The following is a 25,213-nucleotide window of genomic DNA, read 5'->3' as shown; positions in this document are numbered from 1 at the left end:
ATACTTCAATGTAAAGTTTATGCTTTTAATGAAGCCATATCGATTACAAAACGATATTTTACATCTGCCTTAACAACACGATCATAAGCATCATTTATATCTTTTATATCAATCATTTCAATATCTGAAACAATATTATGCTCTCCACAAAAATCGAGCATTTCTTGGGTTTCTTTAATTCCACCAATCAATGATCCTGAAATTCGTTTTCTTCCTCTAATAAGCGCTCCTCCATGGAAAGGTTCTAAGGGCTCAATTGCACCAACCAAAACCATTGTAGCGTCATTCTTTAACAAGGAAATATACGGATCCATTTTATGTCCAACAGGAATAGTGTTAAGAATAAAGTCAAATGATTGTTTTTGCGCTTTCATTGCTTCAGCATCTTTACTAATTAGCACCTCGTGAGCACCAAGTTTCTTTGCGTCTTCAATTTTAGATGGCGAAGTAGTTATCATCACCACATGAGCACCTAATGCATTAGCAAACTTAACACCCATGTGACCTAAGCCACCCAAACCAATTACTCCTACCTTATCCCCTTTTTTAACATTCCAGTGCTTTAAAGGCGACCATGTAGTGATTCCAGCACATAAAAGTGGTGCAGCAGCAGCAGGATCTATATTTTCAGGAATATTTAAAACAAATTCCTTGTCCACAACTATCTCATTAGAATAACCTCCAAAAGTTCTTTGACCTTGAATATGTTTATCCTCACTATTGTATGTATATGTAGCCCCCTTTTCGCAGAATTGTTCTAAATCATTTTTACATTGATTGCATTCTTGGCAAGAATCTACCATACATCCAACACCTACCAAATCTCCAACTTTAAATTTCTTTACGTTTTTCCCTACAGCAGAAACGCGACCTATTATTTCGTGACCTGGAACTACTGGATATTTTGATCCACCCCATTCATTTCTAGCCGTATGTATATCACTATGGCAAACCCCACAGTAAGTAATATCTATCTTAACATCGCTATCACCTACTGGCCTACGCTGTATTTCAAGAGGTTCTAATGGTTTATTTTCTTCCTTTACACCGAAAGCTTTTGTTGCTAATGTCATTATATATTTAGATTTTAAATGTAGAATAATACGCCAACAGATAGTTAGCCGTAACAAGTGTAAAAGTACCTACAGAAACTTGAATTTTGGGTTAAGGTGGTGTTAATAATGTAACCAAGGATGACAGTAAGGGCAGTAAATATAAGAACTAATCTAACCAATCTACTTTCCCATTTTCAATGTTATAAATAGCGCCAATAATTTTAATTTCGCCAGCGTCTTCCATTTCTTTTAGAATTGAGCTGTTTTTTTTAATGTTATCGATAGTATTATTGATATTACTTTCGCAGACTTTAGCAACATACTCGGCATTAGCAGAGGTCTTATCACCATCGTAATCCACATTATCTACAGCTGGTTGAATTTTCTCTAACATAGATGTTATGTTTCCAAGTTTTACATTATCTACAGCCGCTCGAATAGCACCACAATGATTATGACCTAACACAACAATTAATTTTGAACCTGATACTTTACACGCAAACTCCAAACTACCCAACATATCTTCATTAACAAAATTCCCAGCTACACGAGCCACAAAAAGATCGCCTATACCTCTATCAAATATTTCTTCTACTGGAATTCTACTATCCAAACACGATAGAATCACAGCTTCTGGATACTGACCTCCGGCACTGTTTTTAACTTGTTTAGAGTAGTCTCTAGCGGTAAGTTCATTGTTCACAAACCTTTCATTACCATCCATAAGAGAATTTATTATTACATCTGGTGTTAAGATATCTTGTTTTGCTTTACTCATTACATCACCTACCAACTCTACTGAAGGTTCTTCAGCTTCTAAATGAGCAACTGGTTGATTTGTTTTTTGTTCTTGTTTACAACATGTAAAAGTCATAATAATAAATGCTAATACAGAAATTCTAAATGTTACACTCATAATAATTTGACTTTTGGGTTATCTAATCAATCGATGAAAAAAGCGACTAAATAAATGTTATTTTTTTGAATATTTTATAAATCTGAAGGGATATTCCTATAAAAATAAAGTAAATCATTAACAATAACGACCAATATTATGAAAAATGGAATCCTACAAGTAGAAAATACGTAGTAACACGTAGGAGATTTTCAAAGTTCACTTCAATAAATATGTTACAATTGAAGATTATAGCATTCAGGTACTTACAAAAAGTAATTAAATCAGTAAAAAGGGAAGGTGGTAGGATAAAAAAAACTGAGAAATAAGAAGTTATGTTATCAACAAAATGCTGCTAACTATATTATTGATTCACCATTTAAATCTGTGGTTAAAACATCACTCATATAATCAAAGAATGGACGAAGTAGTAAATAGTGGTTAAGGAGTTTATCTTTAAAGTCCTTAGCAAAAACTTCTTCATCAGTAAATTTATGTGTAACGAAAAAGCTTTTAAGCCTGATTAAATCTATATTTTCATCATCTTTATTAAAACCTTTTGGAGCTGTTTTAACTGCATTTTCTTGATTGAAACCACCAAATGTCTTTTTAAATTCTTTTCTGGTTAGTATTTCACGAATTTCCTGAGAATCTAATTCAAATTCCTTTCTAATTCTAAATAAATCTTCTTTTTCTGGAGAAAAGAATCCTCCAGCCATATAATTATTACCTGGTTCTAGCCTTAAATAGTAGCCACCTCTTCTATGAGCTCCTGCTCTACTAAAGCTAACACTGCGATGAACATTATAAGGGGTTTTGTTATTACTAAACCGAACGTCGCGATTTATTCTGAACACTTTTACTCTTGCAATCTCGTCGGTTACATTCAAGTTATTCTCTACTGCAGAATAAAATTCTTTTAATAGCTTTTCATTCGCTAAATATTCTTTTTTATTTTCCTGCATCCATTCGCGGTTGTTATTTTCTTTTAGCTTCAAAAGAAACTCAAATGCAGATTTCGGGATCGTTGGATTCATCAGTAAAAATATTTAAAAGATAAAGGTACTGGTGTAAAACAGAAAATCCACCCCTAGGAGTGGATTATTCATAAATATATAACTAAAATAACACTTATTATTTCTCACCCATAGCTTCAGCTACAGCAGCAGAAAGTCTTTTGTAAGTTCCATTCTCCAAACGCTCGCGAATTGAAGAGAAAGCTTCTAAAGTTTCATTAATATCTTCCATTGTATGTGAAGCCGTAGGAATCATTCTTAAAAGAATTAATCCTTTTGGAATTACAGGATAAACAACAATAGAACAGAAAATTCCGTAATTTTCGCGTAAGTCTTTTACTAAAGCCATCGCTTCTGGAATACTTCCTTTTAAATATACTGGAGTTACACAGCTTTGCGTTGTTCCAAGATCAAATCCTCTTTCACGAAGACCACCTTGTAATGCGTTTACATTCTCCCATAGCTTTTGTTTTAGCTCCGGCATAGAACGTAGCATATCTAAACGCTTTAAAGCTCCTTCTACAAGAACCATTTGCAATGATTTAGCAAACATCTGCGAACGAAGGTTATACTTTAAGTAATTGATTATTTCTTGATCACCTGCAATAAAAGCACCAGTACTAGCCATAGATTTTGCAAAAGTTGCAAAGTAAACATCTATACCATCCTGAACTCCTTGCTCCTCACCTGCTCCAGCTCCAGTTTTACCTAAAGTTCCAAAACCGTGAGCATCGTCTACGAAAAAGCGGAAGTTATATTTTTCTTTAAGCGCGATAATTTCTTTTAATTTACCTTGCTCACCACGCATACCGAATACACCTTCAGATATAAGAAGAATCCCTCCTCCAGTTTTTTCAGCAACCTTTGTAGCACGTTGTAAATTCTTTTCGATACTTTCCATATCGTTGTGCTTGTAAGTAAAACGCTGTCCTAAATGAAGACGAACTCCGTCAATAATACAAGCGTGAGCATCCACGTCGTAAACAATTACGTCGTCCTTAGACACTAATGCGTCAATGGTAGAAACCATACCTTGGTAACCAAAGTTTAATAAGTACGCAGCTTCTTTATTTACAAACTCAGCAAGTTCTCTTTGTAGTTGTTCGTGAAGATCGGTATGACCACTCATCATCCTTGCTCCCATTGGGTATGCAGAACCCCATTTAGCAGCTGCTTCAGCATCTACTTTTCTCACTTCTGGATGGTTGGCAAGACCTAAGTAATCATTAATACTCCAAGTGATTACATCTTTGCCTTTAAATTTCATTCTATTAGAGATTGGACCTTCTAATTTTGGGAATACGAAATAGCCTTCTGCTTGATCAGCCCATTTTCCCAACGGACCTTTATCTTTATAGATTTTATCGAATAGATCTCTCATCAAAATTTCTGTTAAAATGCGGGACAAAATTAATTAAATTATAATAAGATTCTAAGATTTGGACCGGAGATTTTCAGTATTGAGAATAAAGGATATAAAAAATCCCAAATACGAATCGCATTTGGGACATTTAAAGGTTTATTTATAGAAATTAGGGGAGATTAATTTTAATTTCACGTATTATTTTACGTATTCTATTTGTTCAATTAACTCAGACTCTGTATCAAAGAACCCTTGCTGATTCATCCAGTCGTCGTTATAAATTTTACTCATATATCTTGAACCGTGATCAGGGAAGATAACTACAATATTACTATCCTCATTAAATTCACCTTCTTCGTCTAATTGTTTTAAGCCTTGCATTGCTGCTCCACTTGTATATCCAACAAATAGGCCTTCAGTTTTAGCTAATTCACGCGCTGTATGTGCACTGCTTTCATCGGTTACTTTTTCAAATTTATCAATTTTATCAAAATCTGTAGCTGTAGGAATTAAGTTTTTACCTAATCCCTCAATACGATATGGATAAATTTCATTCGAATCAAATTCTCTAGTTTCGTGGTATTTCTGTAACACTGAGCCATAAGCATCAATACCTATAACTTTAATTTCTGGGTTTTGTTCTTTTAAAAACTTTGCTGTTCCCGAAATTGTTCCACCGGTACCACTACAAGCAACCAAATGAGTGATTTTTCCTGCAGTCTGCTCCCAGATTTCTGGGCCAGTAGTTTTGTAATGTGCTTCAATATTTAACTCATTAAAATATTGATTGATATACACAGAACCTTCAGTTTCGTTATGTAATCTTTTGGCAACTTCGTAATATGATCGCGGGTCGTCTGCACTTACATTTGCTGGGCAAACATAAACCTTGGCACCCATTGTTTTAAGCATATCAATTTTATCGGCAGATGACTTTGAACTAACAGCCAAGATACACTTGTATCCCTTAATGATGCTCACCATTGCCAAGCTAAACCCTGTGTTACCACTAGTAGTTTCAATAATAGTGTCACCTGGTTTAAGTATTCCTTGCCTTTCTGCTTCCTCTATTATATGTAGTGCTATTCTATCTTTGCTAGAATGTCCTGGATTGAACGCTTCAACTTTCGCGAAATAATTACCCTTCATATTATGGGTGATTTTTTTAAGCTTTATTAATGGTGTGTTACCTATTAAATCTAACACATTATCGTAAGCTTTTATTTCTTCTTTCATAAAAAGGATGTTCGTTATAAAACAACTCAGCTCTAAAAAACCAAGTTTTAAAAACTCTGCAAAGTTAAGGAAATAATTTTACTACTCCTTAATTCCTTCTAAATCTAGTAAAAACGCATAGTCCATAGCCACTTCTTTTAAAGCTTCAAACCTTCCCGAAGCCCCACCATGACCGGCATCCATATTAGTTTGCATCAATAAGATATTGTTGTCTGTTTTCATATCCCTAAGCTTAGCAACCCACTTTGCTGGTTCGTAATACTGAACTTGGCTATCGTGTAATCCAGTTGTAACAAGCATATTTGGATAATTTTTAGCTTCAACATTATCGTAAGGAGAATAACTTTTTATGTAATTGTAATACTCCTCAATATTAGGATTCCCCCATTCATCATACTCCCCTGTCGTCAGTGGAATTGAGTCGTCTAACATCGTGGTTACAACATCAACAAAAGGTACCGAGGCTATAACCCCATTGTATAAATCTGGGGCCATATTAACGATAGCTCCCATCAATAATCCTCCTGCAGAACCTCCTGAAGCATATAAATGTTCTTTTGAAGTATATCCTTCTTCAATTAGATACTTAGATGCATCAATAAAATCTGTAAATGTATTTTTCTTCTTTAGCAACTTTCCATCTTCATACCATTGTCTTCCCATATATTCGCCACCGCGAACATGAGCGATTACATATATAAAACCTCTATCTAAAAGACTTAAACGCACTGTTGAAAAGTACGGGTCAATGGTTGCCCCATAAGAGCCATAGCCATAAATAAGCAATGGGTTTTTACCATCTTTTTTTATACCTTTTCTGTAAATAACAGACATCGGTATTTTGGCTCCATCTGCAGCAGTTGCCCATAGTCGTTCAGTATGATAATTATCTTTATCAAACTTCCCTCCTAAAACTTCAGTTTCTTTTAAAACAGTTTTTTCTTTAGTTTCCATATTGAAATCTATTATGGAAGCTGGAGTGTTTAAAGAATTGTATCCGTAACGTAGAATCTTGGTATCGAATTCGGGGTTTTGAGTCGTAAAGGCAGTGTAAGTTTCACTGCCAAATGGAAGGTAATAATCTACTTCATCTTTCCATTTTTTAATTCTAATTTTTGTCAATCCATCACTACGCTCACTTATTACCAAGAAATCTTTAAAAATATCGATATCCTCAAGTAACACATCATCACGATGGGAAATCATATCTACCCAGTTCTCTTTGGTAGTTTTGTTTTCCGAAGTCATCATCAATTTAAAGTTAAGCGCTTTATCTTTATTTGTAAGCACATACCAATTATTTCCATAATGGGAAATATTGTACTCTAAGCCTCTTTCTCTAGGTTGAAAAACTTTAAATTCTCCTAGAGGCTTATCTGCTTCTAAAATTCTGTACTCTGAAGTTAATGTGCTATAAGAACCAATTACAATGTACTTTCTAGATTTAGTTTTATACACGTAGGTTCCAAAAGTTTCATCTTCTTCGGTGTAAACAAGTTCATCTTTAATAGGGTCATCACCTAAAGTATGGCGGTAGATTCTATCGGCACGAAGTGTGTTTTCGTCTTTTCTAGTATAAAAAAGTGTTTTATTATCACTTCCCCAAGTAGCACCTCCAGTTGTAAGAGGAATACGCTCGGTAAGAATTTCACCAGTTTCAAGGTTTTTTATAAAGATGTCGTATTTTCTTCTACTTAAGGTATCCACTCCAAAAGACACAAGTTTATTGTCTTCTGAAACATTTATTCCTGAAAGGTTGTAATAAGAATAGCCCTTTGCCATTTCATTTACATCAAAAAGAATTTCTTCCTCGGCATCCAACGAACCTTTTTTACGGGTGTAAATTGGATAATCCTTACCTGTTTCGTATCTGGTTATATAGTAATATCCATTCAATTTATATGGAACAGACTCGTCGTCTTCCTTAATACGCGCTTTCATTTCTTCAAAAAGATCTTCTTTGAACTTTTTGGTATGTGCCGTCATTGCATCGTAATACTCGTTTTCTTTATTAAGATAGTCAATAACTTTTTCGTCTTCTGGATTGTTTAACCAATAGTAGTTATCTATGCGAGTATCGCCGTGAGCTGTTAATTCCTTGACTACTTTTTCGGCTTTCGGGGCAGTGATTTTCATATTTTTCTCTGAAGTTTCTTGGTTTTTACAAGCAACAGCAAAAGTAAGACAAGCGAATGAAACAATAATAGAATTTTTCATAATTGAAGGTTGTTGAATAAACTTACAATGTAGTAAATTTGCGGGAAACTAAAATACACTAATTATGTTTGGAGATTTAATGGGAATGATGGGTAAATTAAAAGAAACCCAGGCTAAAGTTGAAGAAACTAAAAAAAGATTAGACACAGTACTAATTGATGAAAAAAGTAACGACGGACTTTTAAAAATCACGCTTACGGCTAATAGAAAAATAAAATCTATTGAAGTAGATGACAGTTTGTTAGAAGACAAAGAGCAATTAGAAGACTATCTAATACTAACGCTTAATAAGGCGATTGAAAAAGCAACAAACGTTCACGAATCAGAAATTGCTGCAGTTGCTAAGGATGGAATGCCAAATATTCCTGGAATGGATATGTTTAAATAAATAATTTGCTAAACTTTTTATAAAATAGCAATGTAACTTTTAAAATATTCCAATTTTCCCGATATTGAAAGCTTAAACTTTAAACCTTAAACACCTAATTATGTTTGAACTTAAAAAAAGCGGTGATAAATATCACTTTGTTTTAAAAGCTGGTAACGGACAAGTTATACTTTCAAGCCAAATGTATGCTTCTAAAGCATCTGCTATGAATGGAATTGAGTCTATTCAAAAAAATTGTCAAAACGAAGACAGTTTTGAAATGAAGACGGCTAAAAACGGAAAAATCCACTGGAATATTAAAGCGACTAACGGTCAGATTATAGGCTCTAGCCAAATGTATTCCTCTGAAAGTGGTGCAAAAAACGGAATAGAATCTGTTCGAAAAAATGCTCCTGGAGCAGAGGTTAAGGAAGTAGAATAACTTTCTTTTTAGAATAAGATTTAATCATGAAATCACGGATATTTAAATATTAATATCCGTGATTTCGTGTATTTTGCTTTAGTGAAGTGAAATTATTTTGTTTTTATCCAATTCTAAGTATCACCTCCAGTAATTATTCGCTGCGGCGATTGTAGCAAATTCAGTAGCGACAACTTGCCCTACAGAAATTAACATAGCCGCATCTTCAGAATAGATTGGACGTAATTTTTCTCGAATTGCTGAATCAGGTTGGGTGGCTTTAATTACCAATCTTGCCATTTTTACTGCAAGTTGTCTCCCCTCTTCTGGAGTTTTCGTAATAAGTGAGTTTCCTGGCACCATTTCAAATTGTTCTGACATTTTCAATAATTTTAATTAATCAATCTTTTAAGTTTAAGTTTAATTTTTTATTTAAGTTTCTTTAGCGCTAATCATTTTTACTCCTAATTTCACTAATTCTTTCTTTTGAATTTTAAAAGTAGCGGCATCTAATGGTTGTGATGCGTCTTCAATAAAAAAGCACTCAAACCCTTCTTCCATAGCATCTTTCACAGAATAATACACACAAATATCGGCAGCTAAGCCGCAGAAAAACAATTGGGTAGCTCCTTTTTCTTTTAAATACCCTGTGAGTCCAGTTGATTTTAAATGACCATTATCGTAGAATGCACTGTAACTATCGATATTCGGGTCGGTACCTTTTCTAAAAATGGTTTCCCAACTATCAGTTCTAAGATCTGGATGAAACTCTGCACCTACGGCGCCTTGAACACAGTGGTCTGGCCATAAGGTTTGCTTTTTACCAAAAACTTCAATCTCTTCGAAAGTCTTTTTACCTTTGTGATTTGAAGCAAAACTAATATGATTCTGTGGATGCCAATCTTGTGATGCGACTACTAAATCAAATTTATCCTGTATGCCGTTGATAATTGAAACGATCTTATCTCCATCGGGAACTGACAATGAGCCTCCAGGTATAAAATCATTTTGAACATCAATAACTATTAGTGTTTTCATAATTTAAGACTTATGTGCTGCAATTAACTTATCACGTTGCGATTTTAGCGCTTCACTTAAACCCACCTTATATATATGTGGGTTTTCAAAACGTTTGTATTCGGCTGGTAATAACTTTAGACGTTCCTTAGTAAATGCAGCTATTTCGTTTATTGTTTTTTTGCCTATTGTACTTTCCCCATTTACCATTACAGGTTTTAATAAAGCCTCGTGTTTAAAATCTTGCAAATCCATTTCCTTATTAAAATCAAATGGGTGGTACATTCTTTTAATTTTATCTTCTGAAGCAATTCCAATAGCATCTGCTCCTAAAAACATTTCATTATCATCAATCATTCTATACACTTGTTTTTTACAAGGCAAGGATACTTTAATGATGTTTTCTGAAACTTTTATTCTTGGATCACCATTAAACTCTGAAAGTTTATATACACCACCTAATGATGCATCTGGTTTACCAGTAACCAGATTAGTTCCCACTCCAAATATATCGATAGGGGCATCTTGCTCATTCAAACTTTTAATTACATATTCATCTAGTTGATTAGAAGCTACTATCTTTACATACTCCAGTCCTGCTTCATCAAGTTGCTTACGTGCCTTTTTAGCTAAATAGGCTAAATCCCCACTATCTAATCGCACTCCCATCAACCTATCTCCTCTCTCTTCCATTTCTTTCGCTACGGTTATAGCGTTTGGAATTCCACTTCTTAATGTATTATAAGTATCCACTAAAAGCACACAGTTTTTAGATCGTATTTTTCCGAAATCTCGAAATGCCTGAAGTTCATCTCCATAACTTTGAATAAAAGAATGTGCCATAGTCCCTGAAGCTGGAATATTGAAATCCTCAGCCGCTTTTACATTACTAGTACTATTAAAACCACCAATTGCTGCAGCTCTTGTTGCAAAATATCCTCCCGTAGCGTGCGCACGACGTAAGCCCATATCAAGTAATACCCTATCACCGGCACTGTAGCGAATTCTACTTGCCTTCGTTGCTATTAACGTTTGGAAGTTTAAAATGTTAAGCAATACAGTTTCAATAATCTGAATCTCTATAATATTACCTTCAACTTGTAAAATCGGACTCGTAGGAAAAACTATATCACCTTCACTAATTGAATTTATGTTTCCTTGAAATTTATAGTTTTTTAAATACTCGAGAAAATCATCTTCGAAATCGTGTGTCTTTAAATATTCAATATCGGCATCCGTAAAACGTAAATTTTCAAGGATTTCAAGGATATTTTGAAGTCCCGCAAAAATCGTGTATCCACCTTTAAAAGGGTTGCTTCTAAAATAATAATCAAACACAGCTGTACTATCTGGTTTGGTTTTGAAATAAACCTGAGCCATTGTCAGTTGATATAAGTCGGTATATGATGCTGAAATATTTAGCATAAGTTGAATTTTATTATGAATAATTATTTATCGTTTCTAAAAACCTTGAGTGCATTTGGTCGGTATAATCTAAATGAGTAACGATTCTAAGTTTCCCCTGCCCCATCGCACTTATTTTTATATTCTTCTGAAGCAAATCGGCCATAAATTTTTCTTCTGAAATCGCTTCAGAAAGATAAAAGATAACAATATTTGTTTCAGTAGGCTCCACATTCTTTACAAATGATTGTTTTGACAGGACTTCCGCTATTTCTGAAGCCTTCTTATGATCTTCCCCTAAGCGTTCCAAATGATTGTCTAAAGCGTATATCCCAGCGGCTGCCATAAATCCAATTTGCCTCATTCCTCCTCCTAAAACCTTGCGGACACGCATTGCTTTTTTCATTATCTCTTTATTACCGAGTAGCACACTTCCTATAGGCGTTCCTAAGCCTTTACTTAGGCAGACAGAAATAGTATCAAACACTCTTCCATAAGCTTGAGGATCTTCATTTTTAGTTATTAAAGCATTCCAAATTCGCGCTCCATCCAAATGAAAACCTAAATTGTGCTTATCACATACTTGTTTAATTTTTTCAATTTCTGAAAAGTTATAGCAGGCACCGCCACCTTTATTCGTTGTATTTTCTAAACAAACCAATGTGGTTAAGGGACTGTGATAAAAATCTGGAGGATTTATACTTTCTTCTACTTGTTGGGCTGTTATCATGCCTCGGTGTCCGTCAATCAATTTGCAAGAAACACCGCTATTAAAAGAAGCACCGCCTCCTTCATAATTATATACATGAGCCCATTTATCTGCAATTAATTGCTCTCCTGGTTGAGTATGCATTTTAATAGCTGCTTGGTTTGCCATACTTCCTGTAGGAAAAAATAACGCAGCATCCATCCCGAACAATTCCGCTAGTTTTTGTTCCAATTTGTTAACTGTAGGATCCTCTTTGTAAACATCGTCTCCAACTTCAGCATTCATAATGGCCTGCATCATTTCCTTTGTAGGCTTTGTTACGGTGTCACTTCTTAAATCTATTATCATATTATAATTGTGAAATTCTTGGGTTCAATTAGCAATCTTCAGAAAAGTATAAAATTAGCCGAAATATATATCCTACTCACGAAGTTAATGGTATTTTTGTTGAAATTCTTAATTATTATATGACTTCAACAGACCAAATAAAAGACCTTAAGACACGGTTAGATGCCTTGAGGCGCTATCTTTGACATTGATGGCAAAAACATAGAAATTACAAACGACGAAGAAAAAACTTTTGACCCCAACTTTTGGAATAACTCTCAGGAAGCAGAAGCTTTTATGAAAGTACTACGAACCAAAAAGAAATGGGTTACTGACTACGAAACAGCAAAATCACTTACTGAAGAAGCTGAAATCCTTTTAGAGTTCTATAAAGAAGGTGAAGGTACTGCTGAAAATGTTGACGCTATTTTTGAAAAAGCCGAAAACGCCATCGAAGACCTTGAATTCCGTAATATGCTAAGCGAAGAAGGCGATGATATGAGCGCTGTACTGCAAATTACCGCAGGAGCTGGTGGAACAGAAAGTTGCGATTGGGCACAAATGCTTATGCGTATGTACTTAATGTGGGCAGAAAAGAATGGTTTTAAGGTAAAAGAGCTCAACTTTCAATCTGGTGATGTTGCTGGAGTAAAAACTGTAACCCTAGAAATTGATGGTGAATATGCCTTTGGATGGTTAAAGAGTGAAAATGGTGTACATAGATTAGTTAGAATTTCACCATTTGATAGTAATGCCAAAAGACATACAAGTTTTGTAAGTGTTTACGTATATCCACTTGTTGACGATAGTATAGAAATTGATATAAACCCTGCCGATATTTCTTGGGATTTCGCACGTAGTGGCGGAGCTGGAGGTCAAAATGTTAACAAGGTTGAAACAAAAGCTATTCTTACTCACCACCCTAGTGGGATTATTATTCACAATAGCGAAACCCGTAGCCAATTAGAAAACCGTGAAAAGGCTATGCAAATGCTTCGATCGCAATTGTACGAAATTGAGCTTCGCAAACAACAAGCTCAACGTGCCGAAATTGAAGATAGTAAAATGGCAATCGAATGGGGTTCACAAATTCGCAATTACGTTTTACATCCCTATAAATTAGTAAAAGACGTTCGTACAGGACATGAAACAGGAAATACAGACGCTATATTAGATGGTGAGATTGACGGTTTCTTAAAAGCCTATCTAATGATGACTGGACAGGAAGAAAAGTCGGACGAATTATAAGATTTAAATTTCTATAGAAATCTCATTATAGAAAAAAAACAAAGGGAACAAGATTTGAATCTATGTTCCCTTTGCAAATCATATTCCTTCTGCTAGCATTACCTATCTCGAAGTTTTACGGGTATAATCTCAGCTGTTAATTAAAACTTTAAGCACCCCGATATGATGTTTAGTAAAAGTATGAAATTAATTTGAAATAAATACTATATATCAAAACATTTAACATATTAAATAAATTATAATCTTCTTTTTCGTTTCTTTCCTACAAAATCGAAAACCCATAAAGACATTAAGAGAACTAAAAATATTGCAAAAACAAATTGTGCAGGTTCTATTGGTCCATCTCCAATGCCTATAAATCCTATTACGCCGAACACAATAGATAAAATAATAAATATTGCTTTCCAGTGAAGCATGATAAAAAAAGGAGGTTTGATGTTAATATTAAATATGCTCCTTAAAGATAACAAAATATTAACATAAATACACAATAATTTAACATTTGTTTTAATGAATTACCATAAAATTGTTTGTTGAATAGTGAAACTCCCCATTAACCCCATATCCTTCAATAGAAATTTGATAGGTTCCAGGAATATCTGAGGTAAAAAAACTATCAATAAAGCCATCATTTAGCCTTTCAATTTGCGAATTCCATATTAGCTGTACTCTATAATCTGGAATTCGAGAAAGCTTATTCGCTCCTGATTGGTAATTAGGTTTATAATATTCCTTCTCTGCCACTGCTGGAATTAAATCGAAAACTTTTATACTTTTATCTGTGCTATTCGGTGTAAAATCACCTTTTATAGTTTCAACAGCTATAATCCCGCTGTAAATTTTTGGTCCATATCTATACGGTTCTGTAATCACTCTTACACTTTTAATTTGGCGGGGATTGTAGTTAATGAGATCTTCATTATTTATTATTTCAATTCCGTCTAACAAAACCAAAGGTGGAATATCATTAAATTTTGCAATTCTATTAGGATCATAAGCGTTGTAAATGATAAACCTGCCATTTTCTTCGTTTCCACGAATTGCTGCAAGTGTAATAACTTCTACAAAGGTTTCTCTTAAGGTAGAAAAGCGAGTATAATCATCTAAATTATATACCGTTCCTAAGTTGTTATAAAATCTTGAAGTGGTTTTATGTGGTTTCATACTATCTCTTTTGGTTTCGAAATAGGCATTTTCAATTTGTAATTGCACACTTCTTTCTTGTAACCAATTCTTCAATTCAGGATTTAAACTCAAAACCCTCCTTTTAAAGCCATTTAATTTCAAATGTTTTTTATCAATATTTATAGTGTAATTTTCTTTTCTTGAATCTTTAGAGCTCAATTGAATTATTCCTTTATCAGAACTGTAGCCTTCTGATACTGAAAAGAAAAATCGCCCGTTTGCATCAGTAGATGTACTTTTAAAAATGAAATCTTCTCCAGGTATCGTTAATGAAACTATTTTATTTTTAACAGGAACATTTCCATCATTGTTTAAAATAGTACCAGAAACTAACTCTCCCCGTACCTCGGGTATATGGAAAACATCGGAAGAGCTCTCTTTAACCGATTCAGATGTTTTTCCTGAGATTTCTATTGGATTCAGTTTTCTGACAGATAAAACAAAATTGCCATTTATTTTATTCGAGATTCCTTCTAATTTTAAACTCACCTTTTCACGAGGGCCATAAGTAGCTTTATCCGATACAATTTTAATTTGCTGATTACTTTCATCCGAAGTAGAAACTCTGCTGAGTTTTGTAGAAAAATTTAAGTGAATAGAATCTGAAGCATTCTTCACTTTATCCATTTTCATAAATGTATTTATAACGTAAATCGTTTTTAAAGCATAAGCATCTAACCTGTTATTTTTAGAGAAATTTGTATAGGAAATAAGTCTATAAATTCCAGATTTCAAAGTTGCAGGAATAAAGAAATCTCCATTAGCTCTTCCGTTATAAAGTTTTAATTTATGATGAAAAACAACCGAATCGTTTTCATTTCGCATAGAAACATACACTACTTTGCTCAGTTTACTTTTCTTACCTGCTTCATTTAAATTTAAAGTGCTGTATTGCAATAATTCCCCAGCTAATAGTATGTTAGAATTAATTGTAAGCGCTAATTTTTCTTTAGGAAAAACATTAGACTCTACCGACAAATCTTGGTTCGGGATTTGTGAAAAAGTGGCGTTTCCCAAAAGAATGAGTAATATTATAAATATGCTTTTTTTCATAATTAATCTATCCAAAAATCAGGTCTTACATTAGAAGAAAAATAAGTACAAACACTACATTCAGGTTGAACAACTCGATATATTAAAGTAGTACTCATTGAAAGGACCTGATAGTCATTATAAGTAATAAGTTGATATAGTGCTTCGCGTTCATTTGGGTCGTCATCCAAGACAGTAGCGTCGTTATAATCTAATGTTAAAACCTCACAATCCACAAAATACGGCGGCTCTTCAAGACCAACATCTTGGTAGTTAAAATAAATCCTTTTAGATGTCATTGATGAGGCTTCAAAGAAACCTATTACTTTAGTGTCTAGATTATCTTCAGAAGTTATATTACCTGCCACATAACCAGGTTGACTCTGTGAAAGCAAACTCTCAATGCTGCCTAGCTCTTTAATTACTTTATAAAATGTAAAAGCTTCAACGCTCTGTACGTACTGCTTTACCAAGATACTATACCGAGTTTGCATTTTGGCATCATTTTTAGAAAGGTATTTCACTGGAAATCTATTGACTCTATTATCGTTAAGTTCGGTAGTGGAAGTTTGTATGATTCCTGTTGAATACTCGGTAGTATAACATATTTCTTCAGGTTCTCTAGGCGTAAGGATAACTTCATAAGTACCACGAGTAAAATCGTAATTCACAATTTCGGCATAATACGGAGATGGATTTGGTGCAACAATTTTATAGGTTTCCTCGTATTCATACCTAAAGTACTTTGCGCTTCCTGTAGGATCTTCTGTGTTCACCAGAACATGAGCTCCATCTTTATTTTCTGCTGTATTAACTACGCGTTCTGTATAAACTTCAGTCATTTCAACTGATGGCGGGAGAACAACTTCAGAAGAAGAATATCGTTTCCCGTCCTGGGTGATTATACTTAATGTATATGCAACATTAGGCTCAGCTTTAAATGGCATCTCCGAAACGTAATAATTTTCAGAAGCGTCCCATATAAAATCAAAGGTGCTCCCAGTATTTGTATTGACTACAACAGTTGCATTGTTTTCAAATAATATTTCAGGATTCTCTAAAGTTGTTGTCTTGCTTAGTTTTACGATTTGAGGTTTAAATTCATCAGTAATTGTACTTTCCACAACTAAAACACTTTCAAAATCTACTGTCTCAATTTCATACGGCTCAGTACAAGCCCATAGATTTAAAAATATGGCGAAAAGAACGATATATAATAGGTTTGCTTTCATAATTCCTAAAACTTAAAGTTATATGTTATTGTAGGAACTGGTATCGAAAAAATAGAAGTTTTATACGCTTTAATTTCTCCCGCTTCATTTACAAAAAACACTGAATACGGATTATTTCTACCCAATACATTATAAACTGAAATATTAATAAAGCTATGTGCTAGCTTATTTAGTTTATGATTCCCTTCTATGTTTACGCCTAAATCTAATCTGTAATAATCTGGAATTCGAAATTGATTTCGGTCGCTGTATAAAACTTGTTCTTCTCCTGCAAAAACATAACGCCCTATTGGATATGTAATTGGTCGGCCAGTTTGGTAAGTAAAGTTTCCAGAAAAACTAAAACGCTTAGTTAATTTATAATTGGCAACAATTGAAAAGTCGTGAGGTTTGTCATAATTAGCTGAAAAAAACTCGCCATTATTTACACGCTCTTGCATAAGTTGGCTATCTAATTTCACTTGTGAACGAGAGTAACTATAACCAACATATCCATTAAACCTTCCACTATTCTTTTTTACTAAAAATTCAATTCCATACGCTTTTCCTTCACCTTGCAGTAACTCGGTTTCCAATTCATCATTCATTATTAATTGTGCGCCAATTTTATAATCTAATATGTCGGCCATTGTTTTGTAATATCCTTCTAAACTAAACTCAATGTCTTTTTCTGATAGGTTTTTGAAGAGACCTAAGCTGTATTGATTTGCACGTTGAGGCTCGATATTTAAATCTGAAAGCTTCCAAATATCTGTAGGCGATTGTGTGGTATTGGTAGATAGTAAATGTAAATATTGAATGGTTCTATTAAATCCAGCTTTCACTGAAAAATCATTTCCTAGTAAATATCTTGCTGAAAATCTATATTCTAAGCCTCCGTAGGTTTTGATAGATTCATTATTGCCGAATTCTTTAACCTCTTCTATTGAGCTATCACTTTTAGGAACCCCAGAAGTATAAATATTTTGAGTTGCAGGGCCTAACGCTGAATAAAAAGAATAGCGCAACCCTAAATCTAGTAGAAACTTTTTATTCACTTCAAACAAATCGGCTAGATAAATTGCAGACTCTAACCCTTTCTCTCTGTCTATACTTTTAGCCAGTACATCAGAATTTTCACCAATAGGATTAATATTTCCAGGATCTATAGCATACAATTTACTGCTTAAACCGTAACTCAATCTGTGCTTATTATTAAGCTTATAATTGAAGTTTAACTTCGCTTGATACTCGTTTAACTGATAATCAAATTCAAAATCTTGATTGGCATCAGCCTCATAATTTACTTCGTATTGATACTGACTATTTACTAAAATAAGTTCAGCTTTACTCTTTTCACTAAAGGCATGATTGTATTTTAATGAAATCAATCGGTTAGAATAATCAAAAATTGAATCGGAAGTTATGCTGAATCGATCTTTACTGAAATAAACTGTCCCTTGAATTGAATTATCATTATCTATATTGTGTTTATATTTTACAATTCCATCGTAAAAAGAAGCTTCGCTATTTTTTAATTTATCTTCATCTAGACTTCTTAAAATCCAATCGGAGTACGTAGCTCGAAACCCGGCTATTAATGAAGCTTTTTCTTTTACCACAGGTATTTCAAGCGCGAGGTTGGCGGTTATAGGCCCTATAGACCCTTCTCCAGCAAACTTTTCCATATTACCCGATTTGGTTTCTATATCAAAAACTGAAGAAAGTCGGCCACCGTATTCAGCTGGAATACTAGCCTTATAAATTTCCATGCTTCCCGTTGTAAAAGGGTTTACTGCCGAGAAGAACCCTAAAAAGTGAGAAGGATTGTATAAAACAGCATCGTCTAATAAAATTAGATTTTGATCTGAACGTCCACCACGAACATTAAACCCACTAGACCCTTCACCAGCGGTTTTAATTCCTGGCATAGTGGTAGCTACTTTTAAAACATCACGCTCTCCTAATACCAAGGGAATTGTTTTAATCGACTCAATGTCTATATTAGTTACACCTACAACAGCATCGCGAACATTGGCATCTTTATTAGACTTTACCACCACTTCTTCTAATGATTCGGTGTTTTCGATTAATTCGATATTAAGCGAACCATCTCCATACATAATTACATCTTGACGTATTTTTTCGAACCCTAATAAGTTTGTTTCTAACTTATTTAAACCATAAGGAAGCCGAATACTATATTTTCCTTCAGAATCAGTAATAGCATATTTACTTCTATCTACTGTAGAAATTGAAAGATTTGCAAGAGGTTCCCCTGTATTAAAATTTTTAAAAACTCCTGAGAGTACATATGTGTTATTAGAAGTATTTGGGCGTTGTTTCCCTATAGTTACCATTTTTCTTTTGTGAACAGTATGACTATTGGCATATTCTTCTTGAAAAATAGGAGCGTTGCTTTTGACTTCTATCGAATTTTCTTTCTGTGTCACTTCATTGAAAAAATCTGGAGGCAATTCAGTATAGACATAGGTATTATTAAGAAGAATAACTTTGTTATCCTTAAGCACGTAATTGATGTTTGTGTTACTAAAAAGTCCTTCTAAAACCTCTCTTAAAGATTCATTTTTAAAAGTTTTTGTTACATAATATCCTTTCAGCCAAGTTTCTTCAAAATAGAATTCTTTATTAGAAATTGATTCCACTTTAAGAATGGCTTCTTTTAATGGTGAATTATTAAACGTAGCTGTAATATTCTGTTCGGTTTGACCAAACAAGCCTACAGTGGAAAGTAATAGCATAAGAATTGCCAGGAAATTAATTTGCATAAAGCGCGGCTTCAATATTTAAATTTTAGAGGGTTTTGAGAGTCCTTCTATATGTGTTATAAGTTTAATCATAAAATTATCGGGGTTAGACTTATAGAGTTTTTTATAACTTTTATAATATTTTCGGATATCATCCTCTCTTTCCGGCAAGGCTCTTCGCAAGTCTTTAATCGAATTTATTACCATGTAGTTTCCATCTACCTTTAACAGGTAATAATTGTTTATAGAAAATTGATACTGAACTCCACGATTTAATGCCTTATCTTTTTTCCTTTTACTGTGTTTAATGTAAAGCTTGAACTGGTTTCCGAGATAAGCCTCTTCAAAAAAACCATTTCCAGGTAACGGTAGGTTTATATCTACTAACTTCACAAAATTCCGGTTGTAAATTGAAAAGGATGTGACAAAATCTGGGAAAAGTTTTACATTGAAAACACTTAGTTTACCTTCAGAATGAGTAATAAGATTATCCTCTAACAAATCGTATTTCAACAATACATTGCTGTAAAACTCGCCATTATAGCTTACCGCTCCTCTTACATAATCATAACCTTTAAAGTATCTATAAGTTCCATTAGTATTTAAGAAGAGGTCGGTAAATTCTGTCCCGTTAAATAATCCAGTGTTTTCTACACCAATAATATTATCATAGGTTTCATAAACTTTACCTTCTGCAACCGTTTGAGCATGTATAAAATGAGTTGTAAATAAAAGAATAGAAGTAACTGTAATTGTTATTTTCAAAATTGGATATATGACTTATAAATTCACTTTAAAATTAACAAAAAAACTATACTCTCACTCAAATTTTAAGATAATCGTAAAACCCAATTAAGATTAATGGGGATATTTCTATAAACCCTTGACCACTAATAAAGTATCATCAAACGATAATTATAAATAATCTGGAATTAATGTAACCTAAAAGTTTTAATGGCATCAAACCAATACTAACAATTAAAGGTTAAATCTAAAATCAGACACTATGAAAACACTATCGATTATTAAGACACTTGCTATAATAGTATTTACCTTCATTACTTCTATTAGCATTTATGCCCAAGAAACTCCACAATTAAATGATGCCGAAATTGCAAATGTTGCGGTTGTAGCTAACCAAATCGACATCGATTATGCAAAACTTGCTATTGCCAAATCAAAAGATGCAGCCGTACGTGAATTTGCAAATACCATGATTAACGATCACCAAGCAATTATAGATCTTGCTGTAGAACTTGTTACTAAACTTGGCGTTAATCCTAAAGACAATCCTGTAAGTAAGTCCTTGTTAAACCAAGCCGATGAAACCACTAAAAAATTAAAGTCGGTAAAAGGAAAAGCTTTTGACGAAGCATACATAAATAATGAAGTGGCATATCACAAAACAGTGATTGATGCTGTAAATACATTGTTGATTCCTCAATCTCAAAACACAGAGCTAAAGGCATTACTTAAAACTACTGTTCCAATCTTGGAAACACATTATCATCATGCTAAAATGGCCCAAAGTAAAATTCTTAAAAAATGAAAGCTCTTAAAATCTTTTCGCTAAGAAAAACTGTATTAGTTTTAGGAACAACGATGATTTTTCTATTGTTTTCTAGCTTAAGTACTACTGAATCTAATTCAAACACACCTACAAGGCATGTAGTTAATATTTATCAGATGAAATTTGTCCCAGAAAAAATACAAGTAAAAAAAGGTGATATAATAGAATGGGTTAATAAAGACATCGTTCCTCACGACGTAACAGAAATCAATAAGAAATGGGCTTCTAAAACATTGAATAAAGGAGATTCTTTTTCAAAAAAGATTACCACTAATTTTGATTATTTCTGCAGTATACATATTGTAATGAAAGGTTCGGTAAGTATTAAGAAATAGCACTCCTTAGTTCAAAAGAAGCTCATGGTTGAAATTGTTTCCTTATTCCGCAATAAGTTTCTTTATTTTAAAAATGTTTAAAATCTTAAGGAGTTTTAATTTCTCCAAATCCAATGTACCTTTACTGCAAACTTTATTATGAAAGCAGCCAGCCTAAAGGAAATCAAAACCGAACTTAATCATCGTTCTACTCAAGAACTACTAGAACTTTGCCTTAGGCTTTCTAAGTTTAAAAAAGAAAATAAAGAGCTACTCACTTATTTATTATTTGAATCTGCTAATGAAGAAGCTTTTATAAGAAGTATAAAAACCAAGATAGATGAAGATTTTGAGAGTATAAACACTAAAACCTTCTATTTTATTAAAAAAAGCGTTCGGAAAATCCTAAGAGAGATTAAAAAGTTTATTCGCTATTCTCAGAACAAAGAAACTGAGGTTGAATTATTGCTTTATTTTTGTCATAAACTAAAAGATTTTAAACCCTCTATTAAACGAAATACAACACTTATCAATCTTTATAATAGACAAATTGAATACATACAGAAAAAAGTATCTACCCTTCACGAAGACTTGCAGTATGATTATGAAATGGAAATAGAAGAGCTACTAAACTCAGATTTTTAATTCAATTTGAACTTTTATTTCTATTATTTTTACAAAACATTAAAATATTAAATCCTAAAGAAAAAATGACCACTCTATATCACAACCCACGATGCAGTAAATCTAGACAAGCATTGCAACTTCTTGAAGAAAAAGGGGAAACCATTAATGTTGTAAAATATCTTGAAGACATACCTTCAAAACAGGAGTTAAAACAAATTATAGAATTGCTAGGTATTAAACCAATTGAACTTGTGCGCACTCAAGAAAAGGAATGGAAAGAAAATTTTAAAGACAAAGATCTTTCAGACGAGCAGATTATTGATGCTATGATTAAAAATCCAAAACTAATTGAAAGACCTATAGCTGTAAAAGGTACAAAAGCAGTAATCGGTAGACCACCAGAAAATATCCTAGAGTTACTTTAATCTAGGTCCTCTATAGTTTAACATTAACGGGCTTTTCAGCGGGTATTATTAACAGAAAATTAGCAGAATTCAATTCTAACAATACTATTTTCGTGAGTTAATTTTTTAACTCTACTCATGAAATACTTATTGCCCTTTTTATTTTTAATTATTAGCTATAATGCAGTAGCTCAGTCCCCTGAAAAAAAACAAGTTACAATCAAAGGAACCATTCTTGAAGAAGGTACAAACTACCCTTTAGAATATTCTACTGTTTCTTTCATAAATAGAGAAGGTAAAACTGTAACAGGTGGCATTACCGATTTAGATGGAAACTATAAAATTGATGTTCCAACTGGAGTTTATACAGTGAGGTTTGAATTTATTTCATATAAAACTAAAGAATTAAAAAATCAAAACTTTACAAAAAACACCACACTTCCTACAATAAAACTTGATTTAGACGCAGCAAGTTTAGACGAAGTAGTTGTGCGTGCCGAAACAACAGAGGTACAAATAAGGCTAGACAAAAAAATATACAATATCGGGAAAGATCTTACTGCGGGAGGTGCTTCAGTGAGTGACGCACTAAACAACGTACCATCTGTAACTGTAGATGTAGATGGAGCAATCGCACTAAGAGGAAATGAAAACGTTCGTATTCTTATAAATGGAAAGCCTTCTGCTATTGCTGGTTTTGGCTCTACCGATGCCTTACGCCAATTACCTGCTGAAGCTATTGAAAGAGTTGAAGTTATTACTTCTCCTTCGGCTCGTTATGACGCAGAAGGAACTGCAGGTATTCTAAACATCATTCTTAAAAAAGAAAAAACGTTAGGTGTTAATGGTTCTATAAGTACTACTATAGGTGTACCTACAAATAGTAATGCCTCTGGGAACATAAATATTAGAACCAACAAATTCAATATTTTTAACACTACAGGTGTTTATTACAGAAAAGCTCCAGGAAAAGCACATTTCGATAATAATTATTTTTCACGAAATTTTATTGATGGTGATGGAAATCCTGTAACTGTTGACCCAACTTTCGATCAAGTTATTGAACGCAGAGATTACGACAGGATGGGTAAAGGTTTTAACACCAACCTAGGTATAGAGTACTTTATTAACGACAAATCATCAATCACTGCAAGTGGATTCTACAGAAAAGGAACTGGAGATGATGTTACAACCAACAACACTCTTAACAGAAACAACAATGAAACTGAAGAGAAAATAAGAAGAATTGAATACGAAGGAGAAGACGATTCTAACTATCAATTCTCTTTGAATTATGTAAATAACTTTAATGACAACGGACATAAACTAACTGCCGATTTTCAGTATGATTACGGAAAGGACGATGAAAATTCATTAATTACTGAAGATCGTTTATTCCCAGAATTTATTACACTTCCTTCTGAGAATATTCTTCAAAAAAGAACAGATAGAGAATACTTAGCACAAGCGGATTATGTATTACCTATAGGTGAAAATGCACAATTTGAAGCGGGTTACCGTGGAAGTTTTGAAGAAACAATCACAGATTACACCTTATTACAAGAAGACGGTATTTCTGGTGTTTATCACAGAAATGATAGCCTTTCTAATATTTTCAACTACGAAGAAAATGTACACGCTTTCTACACTCAGTACGGAAACAAGTTTGGAAAGTTCTCTTTTCTATTAGGTTTACGTCTTGAAAACACCCAACTAAAAGGTAGTGTAGATGCTGAAAATGTTGATACAAATTCACCTATTAACCTAAACTTCGACAAGGATTACACAGGGCTTTTCCCTACAGTAAACTTAACTTACGAGTTAGGTGATCGTGAAAATATTACACTTGGTTACAACAGACGTATTAACCGTCCAAGACACTGGTTTATCAATCCTTTCCCTTCTCGTTCAAGTGAAGCAAACGTATTCCAAGGAAACCCTAACCTAGACCCTGCCTACTCTAGTGCATTCGATTTAGGATATTTAAAGAGCTGGAAAAAGCTAACATTATCGAGTTCTGTTTACTACCAACACGAAACAGATTCTTTTGAAAGAGTTCAAGAAGAAACTGGAGAAACTACAAGTAATGGAATTCCAATTATCCGTACCCTTCCTATTAACCTTTCTACTAACAAAAGATATGGTTTTGAAGCAGGTTTATTATACAACCCTAATAAGTGGCTTACACTTAACGGAAGCTTTAATTACTTTATGTTTAAGTCTGAAGGATTTTTCAACGGTGTAGATTACGGAACAGAAGATGTTAGTTATTTTGGAAGATTTAGCAGTAAGGTAAAATTACCTGCGAAAATCGAATGGCAAACAAATGCTTTCTACCGTGGTCCAAGAAATAATTCTCAAACAGAAAGCGACGGAATCCTATCTGTAGATATGGCTATTAGTAAAGATATCATTAATGACAATGGAACTTTATCTTTAAATGTTAGTGACTTACTTAACACACGTAAAAGAAATAGTTTAACTACTACAAGCTCATTTACTAGTGAAAGTGAATTTCAGTGGAGAGCTAGACAAGTTAATTTAACCTTCACCTATCGCTTCAACCAGAAGAAACAACGTCAACGTCCTAACGGAGGCAGTGGCGGTGGATTTGACGAAGGTGGGTTTGAAGGATAACCTCTAACTTCCAAGTCTAATACAATAAAAAAGGGAACCAAATTGGTTCCCTTTTTATATGGTGTAAGTTCTAATTAGCTTATAATATATGCATTCTACTATTCAATTAATTGTTATCTAATTCACTTTTAATATGTAGAACAAAAAAAGGGAGCTATTTTAAAGCTCCCTTTTAATTATATTGTATAGA

The 25,213-nt window shown here is 33.5% G+C and carries 22 protein-coding genes and 1 riboswitch; of the genes, 8 read left to right on the top strand and 14 right to left on the bottom strand.

The window, feature by feature from the left end:
* Positions 1 to 17: 17 nt before the first annotated feature.
* The 6 genes from H4O20_RS02705 to H4O20_RS02680 all read right to left on the bottom strand — a co-directional run bounded on the left by H4O20_RS02705 (position 18) and on the right by H4O20_RS02680 (position 7,782).
* Positions 18 to 1,073 carry an NAD(P)-dependent alcohol dehydrogenase gene (locus H4O20_RS02705; protein WP_139854753.1) on the bottom strand — a complete coding sequence of 352 codons (1,056 nt, stop codon included), beginning with the start codon at positions 1,071 to 1,073 and terminating at the stop codon, positions 18 to 20.
* A 148-nt stretch (positions 1,074 to 1,221) separates the two neighbouring features.
* A complete protein-coding gene (locus H4O20_RS02700; protein ID WP_139854754.1) occupies positions 1,222 to 1,971 on the bottom strand; it encodes a carbonic anhydrase family protein in 750 nt (249 codons plus the stop codon).
* Between the two features lie 338 nt (positions 1,972 to 2,309).
* Positions 2,310 to 2,987: a DUF2461 domain-containing protein gene (locus tag H4O20_RS02695; protein WP_185098203.1), complete on the bottom strand. Its 678-nt coding sequence runs from the start codon at positions 2,985 to 2,987 to the stop codon at positions 2,310 to 2,312.
* Between the two features lie 97 nt (positions 2,988 to 3,084).
* Complete coding sequence (locus H4O20_RS02690) at positions 3,085 to 4,347, bottom strand: aminotransferase class I/II-fold pyridoxal phosphate-dependent enzyme (protein WP_139854756.1); 1,263 nt, start codon at positions 4,345 to 4,347, stop codon at positions 3,085 to 3,087.
* 180 nt (positions 4,348 to 4,527) lie between these two features.
* Complete coding sequence (locus tag H4O20_RS02685; protein WP_139854757.1) at positions 4,528 to 5,565, bottom strand: PLP-dependent cysteine synthase family protein; 1,038 nt, start codon at positions 5,563 to 5,565, stop codon at positions 4,528 to 4,530.
* 81 nt (positions 5,566 to 5,646) lie between these two features.
* Positions 5,647 to 7,782: a S9 family peptidase gene (locus tag H4O20_RS02680; RefSeq protein ID WP_185098202.1), complete on the bottom strand. Its 2,136-nt coding sequence runs from the start codon at positions 7,780 to 7,782 to the stop codon at positions 5,647 to 5,649.
* A gap of 64 nt (positions 7,783 to 7,846) precedes the next feature.
* Here H4O20_RS02680 and H4O20_RS02675 point away from each other — a divergent pair, with 64 nt between their 5' ends.
* Positions 7,847 to 8,170 carry a YbaB/EbfC family nucleoid-associated protein gene (locus H4O20_RS02675; protein WP_139854759.1) on the top strand — a complete coding sequence of 108 codons (324 nt, stop codon included), beginning with the start codon at positions 7,847 to 7,849 and terminating at the stop codon, positions 8,168 to 8,170.
* A gap of 100 nt (positions 8,171 to 8,270) precedes the next feature.
* Positions 8,271 to 8,591 (top strand): YegP family protein, encoded by a 321-nt coding sequence (locus H4O20_RS02670; protein WP_139854760.1) that lies wholly within the window; start codon positions 8,271 to 8,273, stop codon positions 8,589 to 8,591.
* Between the two features lie 120 nt (positions 8,592 to 8,711).
* Here H4O20_RS02670 and H4O20_RS02665 read toward each other — a convergent pair whose 3' ends face one another.
* The 4 genes from H4O20_RS02665 to H4O20_RS02650 are packed head-to-tail and all read right to left on the bottom strand — an operon-like array spanning position 8,712 to position 12,048.
* A complete protein-coding gene (locus H4O20_RS02665; RefSeq protein ID WP_139854761.1) occupies positions 8,712 to 8,951 on the bottom strand; it encodes a hexameric tyrosine-coordinated heme protein in 240 nt (79 codons plus the stop codon).
* Positions 8,952 to 9,002: 51 nt separating this feature from the next.
* Positions 9,003 to 9,608, bottom strand: coding sequence for a bifunctional nicotinamidase/pyrazinamidase (gene pncA / locus H4O20_RS02660; protein ID WP_185098201.1), 606 nt, complete (start codon positions 9,606 to 9,608; stop codon positions 9,003 to 9,005).
* Positions 9,609 to 9,611: 3 nt separating this feature from the next.
* Positions 9,612 to 11,012 carry a nicotinate phosphoribosyltransferase gene (locus H4O20_RS02655; protein WP_185098200.1) on the bottom strand — a complete coding sequence of 467 codons (1,401 nt, stop codon included), beginning with the start codon at positions 11,010 to 11,012 and terminating at the stop codon, positions 9,612 to 9,614.
* 13 nt (positions 11,013 to 11,025) lie between these two features.
* The gene (locus H4O20_RS02650) at positions 11,026 to 12,048 is read right to left on the bottom strand and encodes a low specificity L-threonine aldolase (protein WP_185098199.1); all 1,023 of its coding nucleotides are present in this window, start codon (positions 12,046 to 12,048) and stop codon (positions 11,026 to 11,028) included.
* A gap of 119 nt (positions 12,049 to 12,167) precedes the next feature.
* Between H4O20_RS02650 and prfB the strand changes: the two genes are divergently transcribed.
* A protein-coding gene (gene prfB, locus H4O20_RS02645) for a peptide chain release factor 2 (protein WP_185098198.1) occupies positions 12,168 to 13,275 on the top strand; the annotation gives its coding sequence in 2 pieces (ribosomal slippage) (positions 12,168 to 12,230 and positions 12,232 to 13,275; 1,107 coding nt in all).
* A gap of 67 nt (positions 13,276 to 13,342) precedes the next feature.
* Positions 13,343 to 13,445: riboswitch (TPP riboswitch) on the bottom strand.
* A 337-nt stretch (positions 13,446 to 13,782) separates the two neighbouring features.
* Here the strand turns inward: prfB and H4O20_RS02635 are convergent.
* From H4O20_RS02635 to H4O20_RS02620, 4 genes are read right to left on the bottom strand one after another with little or no spacing between them, the layout of a single operon-like run.
* Positions 13,783 to 15,513, bottom strand: coding sequence for a hypothetical protein (locus H4O20_RS02635; RefSeq protein WP_185098197.1), 1,731 nt, complete (start codon positions 15,511 to 15,513; stop codon positions 13,783 to 13,785).
* A gap of 2 nt (positions 15,514 to 15,515) precedes the next feature.
* Positions 15,516 to 16,724: a DUF4249 domain-containing protein gene (locus tag H4O20_RS02630; protein ID WP_185098196.1), complete on the bottom strand. Its 1,209-nt coding sequence runs from the start codon at positions 16,722 to 16,724 to the stop codon at positions 15,516 to 15,518.
* Positions 16,725 to 16,729: 5 nt separating this feature from the next.
* A complete protein-coding gene (locus tag H4O20_RS02625) occupies positions 16,730 to 19,492 on the bottom strand; it encodes a carboxypeptidase-like regulatory domain-containing protein (protein ID WP_185098195.1) in 2,763 nt (920 codons plus the stop codon).
* A gap of 18 nt (positions 19,493 to 19,510) precedes the next feature.
* Entirely contained in the window at positions 19,511 to 20,236 is a 726-nt protein-coding gene (locus H4O20_RS02620; protein ID WP_185098194.1) for a hypothetical protein, read from the bottom strand.
* Between the two features lie 241 nt (positions 20,237 to 20,477).
* On the opposite strand from H4O20_RS02620, the gene H4O20_RS02615 reads away from it, so the two are divergent.
* From H4O20_RS02615 to H4O20_RS02595, 5 genes are all read left to right on the top strand, one after another.
* Complete coding sequence (locus H4O20_RS02615; RefSeq protein WP_185098193.1) at positions 20,478 to 21,020, top strand: DUF4142 domain-containing protein; 543 nt, start codon at positions 20,478 to 20,480, stop codon at positions 21,018 to 21,020.
* Positions 21,017 to 21,376 (top strand): plastocyanin/azurin family copper-binding protein, encoded by a 360-nt coding sequence (locus H4O20_RS02610; RefSeq protein ID WP_185098192.1) that lies wholly within the window; start codon positions 21,017 to 21,019, stop codon positions 21,374 to 21,376. The genes H4O20_RS02615 and H4O20_RS02610 overlap by 4 nt, the downstream gene beginning before the upstream one ends.
* A gap of 138 nt (positions 21,377 to 21,514) precedes the next feature.
* Positions 21,515 to 22,000: a hypothetical protein gene (locus H4O20_RS02605; protein ID WP_139854772.1), complete on the top strand. Its 486-nt coding sequence runs from the start codon at positions 21,515 to 21,517 to the stop codon at positions 21,998 to 22,000.
* Positions 22,001 to 22,065: 65 nt separating this feature from the next.
* Positions 22,066 to 22,407 (top strand): arsenate reductase (glutaredoxin), encoded by a 342-nt coding sequence (gene arsC, locus H4O20_RS02600; protein WP_139854773.1) that lies wholly within the window; start codon positions 22,066 to 22,068, stop codon positions 22,405 to 22,407.
* Between the two features lie 117 nt (positions 22,408 to 22,524).
* Complete coding sequence (locus H4O20_RS02595) at positions 22,525 to 25,023, top strand: outer membrane beta-barrel family protein (RefSeq protein ID WP_139854774.1); 2,499 nt, start codon at positions 22,525 to 22,527, stop codon at positions 25,021 to 25,023.
* The last annotated feature ends 190 nt before the right edge of the window (positions 25,024 to 25,213 follow it).

It is taken from the genome of Aequorivita sp. 609 (assembly GCF_014212065.1).
GTDB classification, from domain to species: Bacteria; Bacteroidota; Bacteroidia; order Flavobacteriales; family Flavobacteriaceae; genus Aequorivita; species Aequorivita sinensis.
Note: the sequence above shows the minus strand (reverse complement) of the source record. Positions and strands in the feature narration are given on the sequence as shown.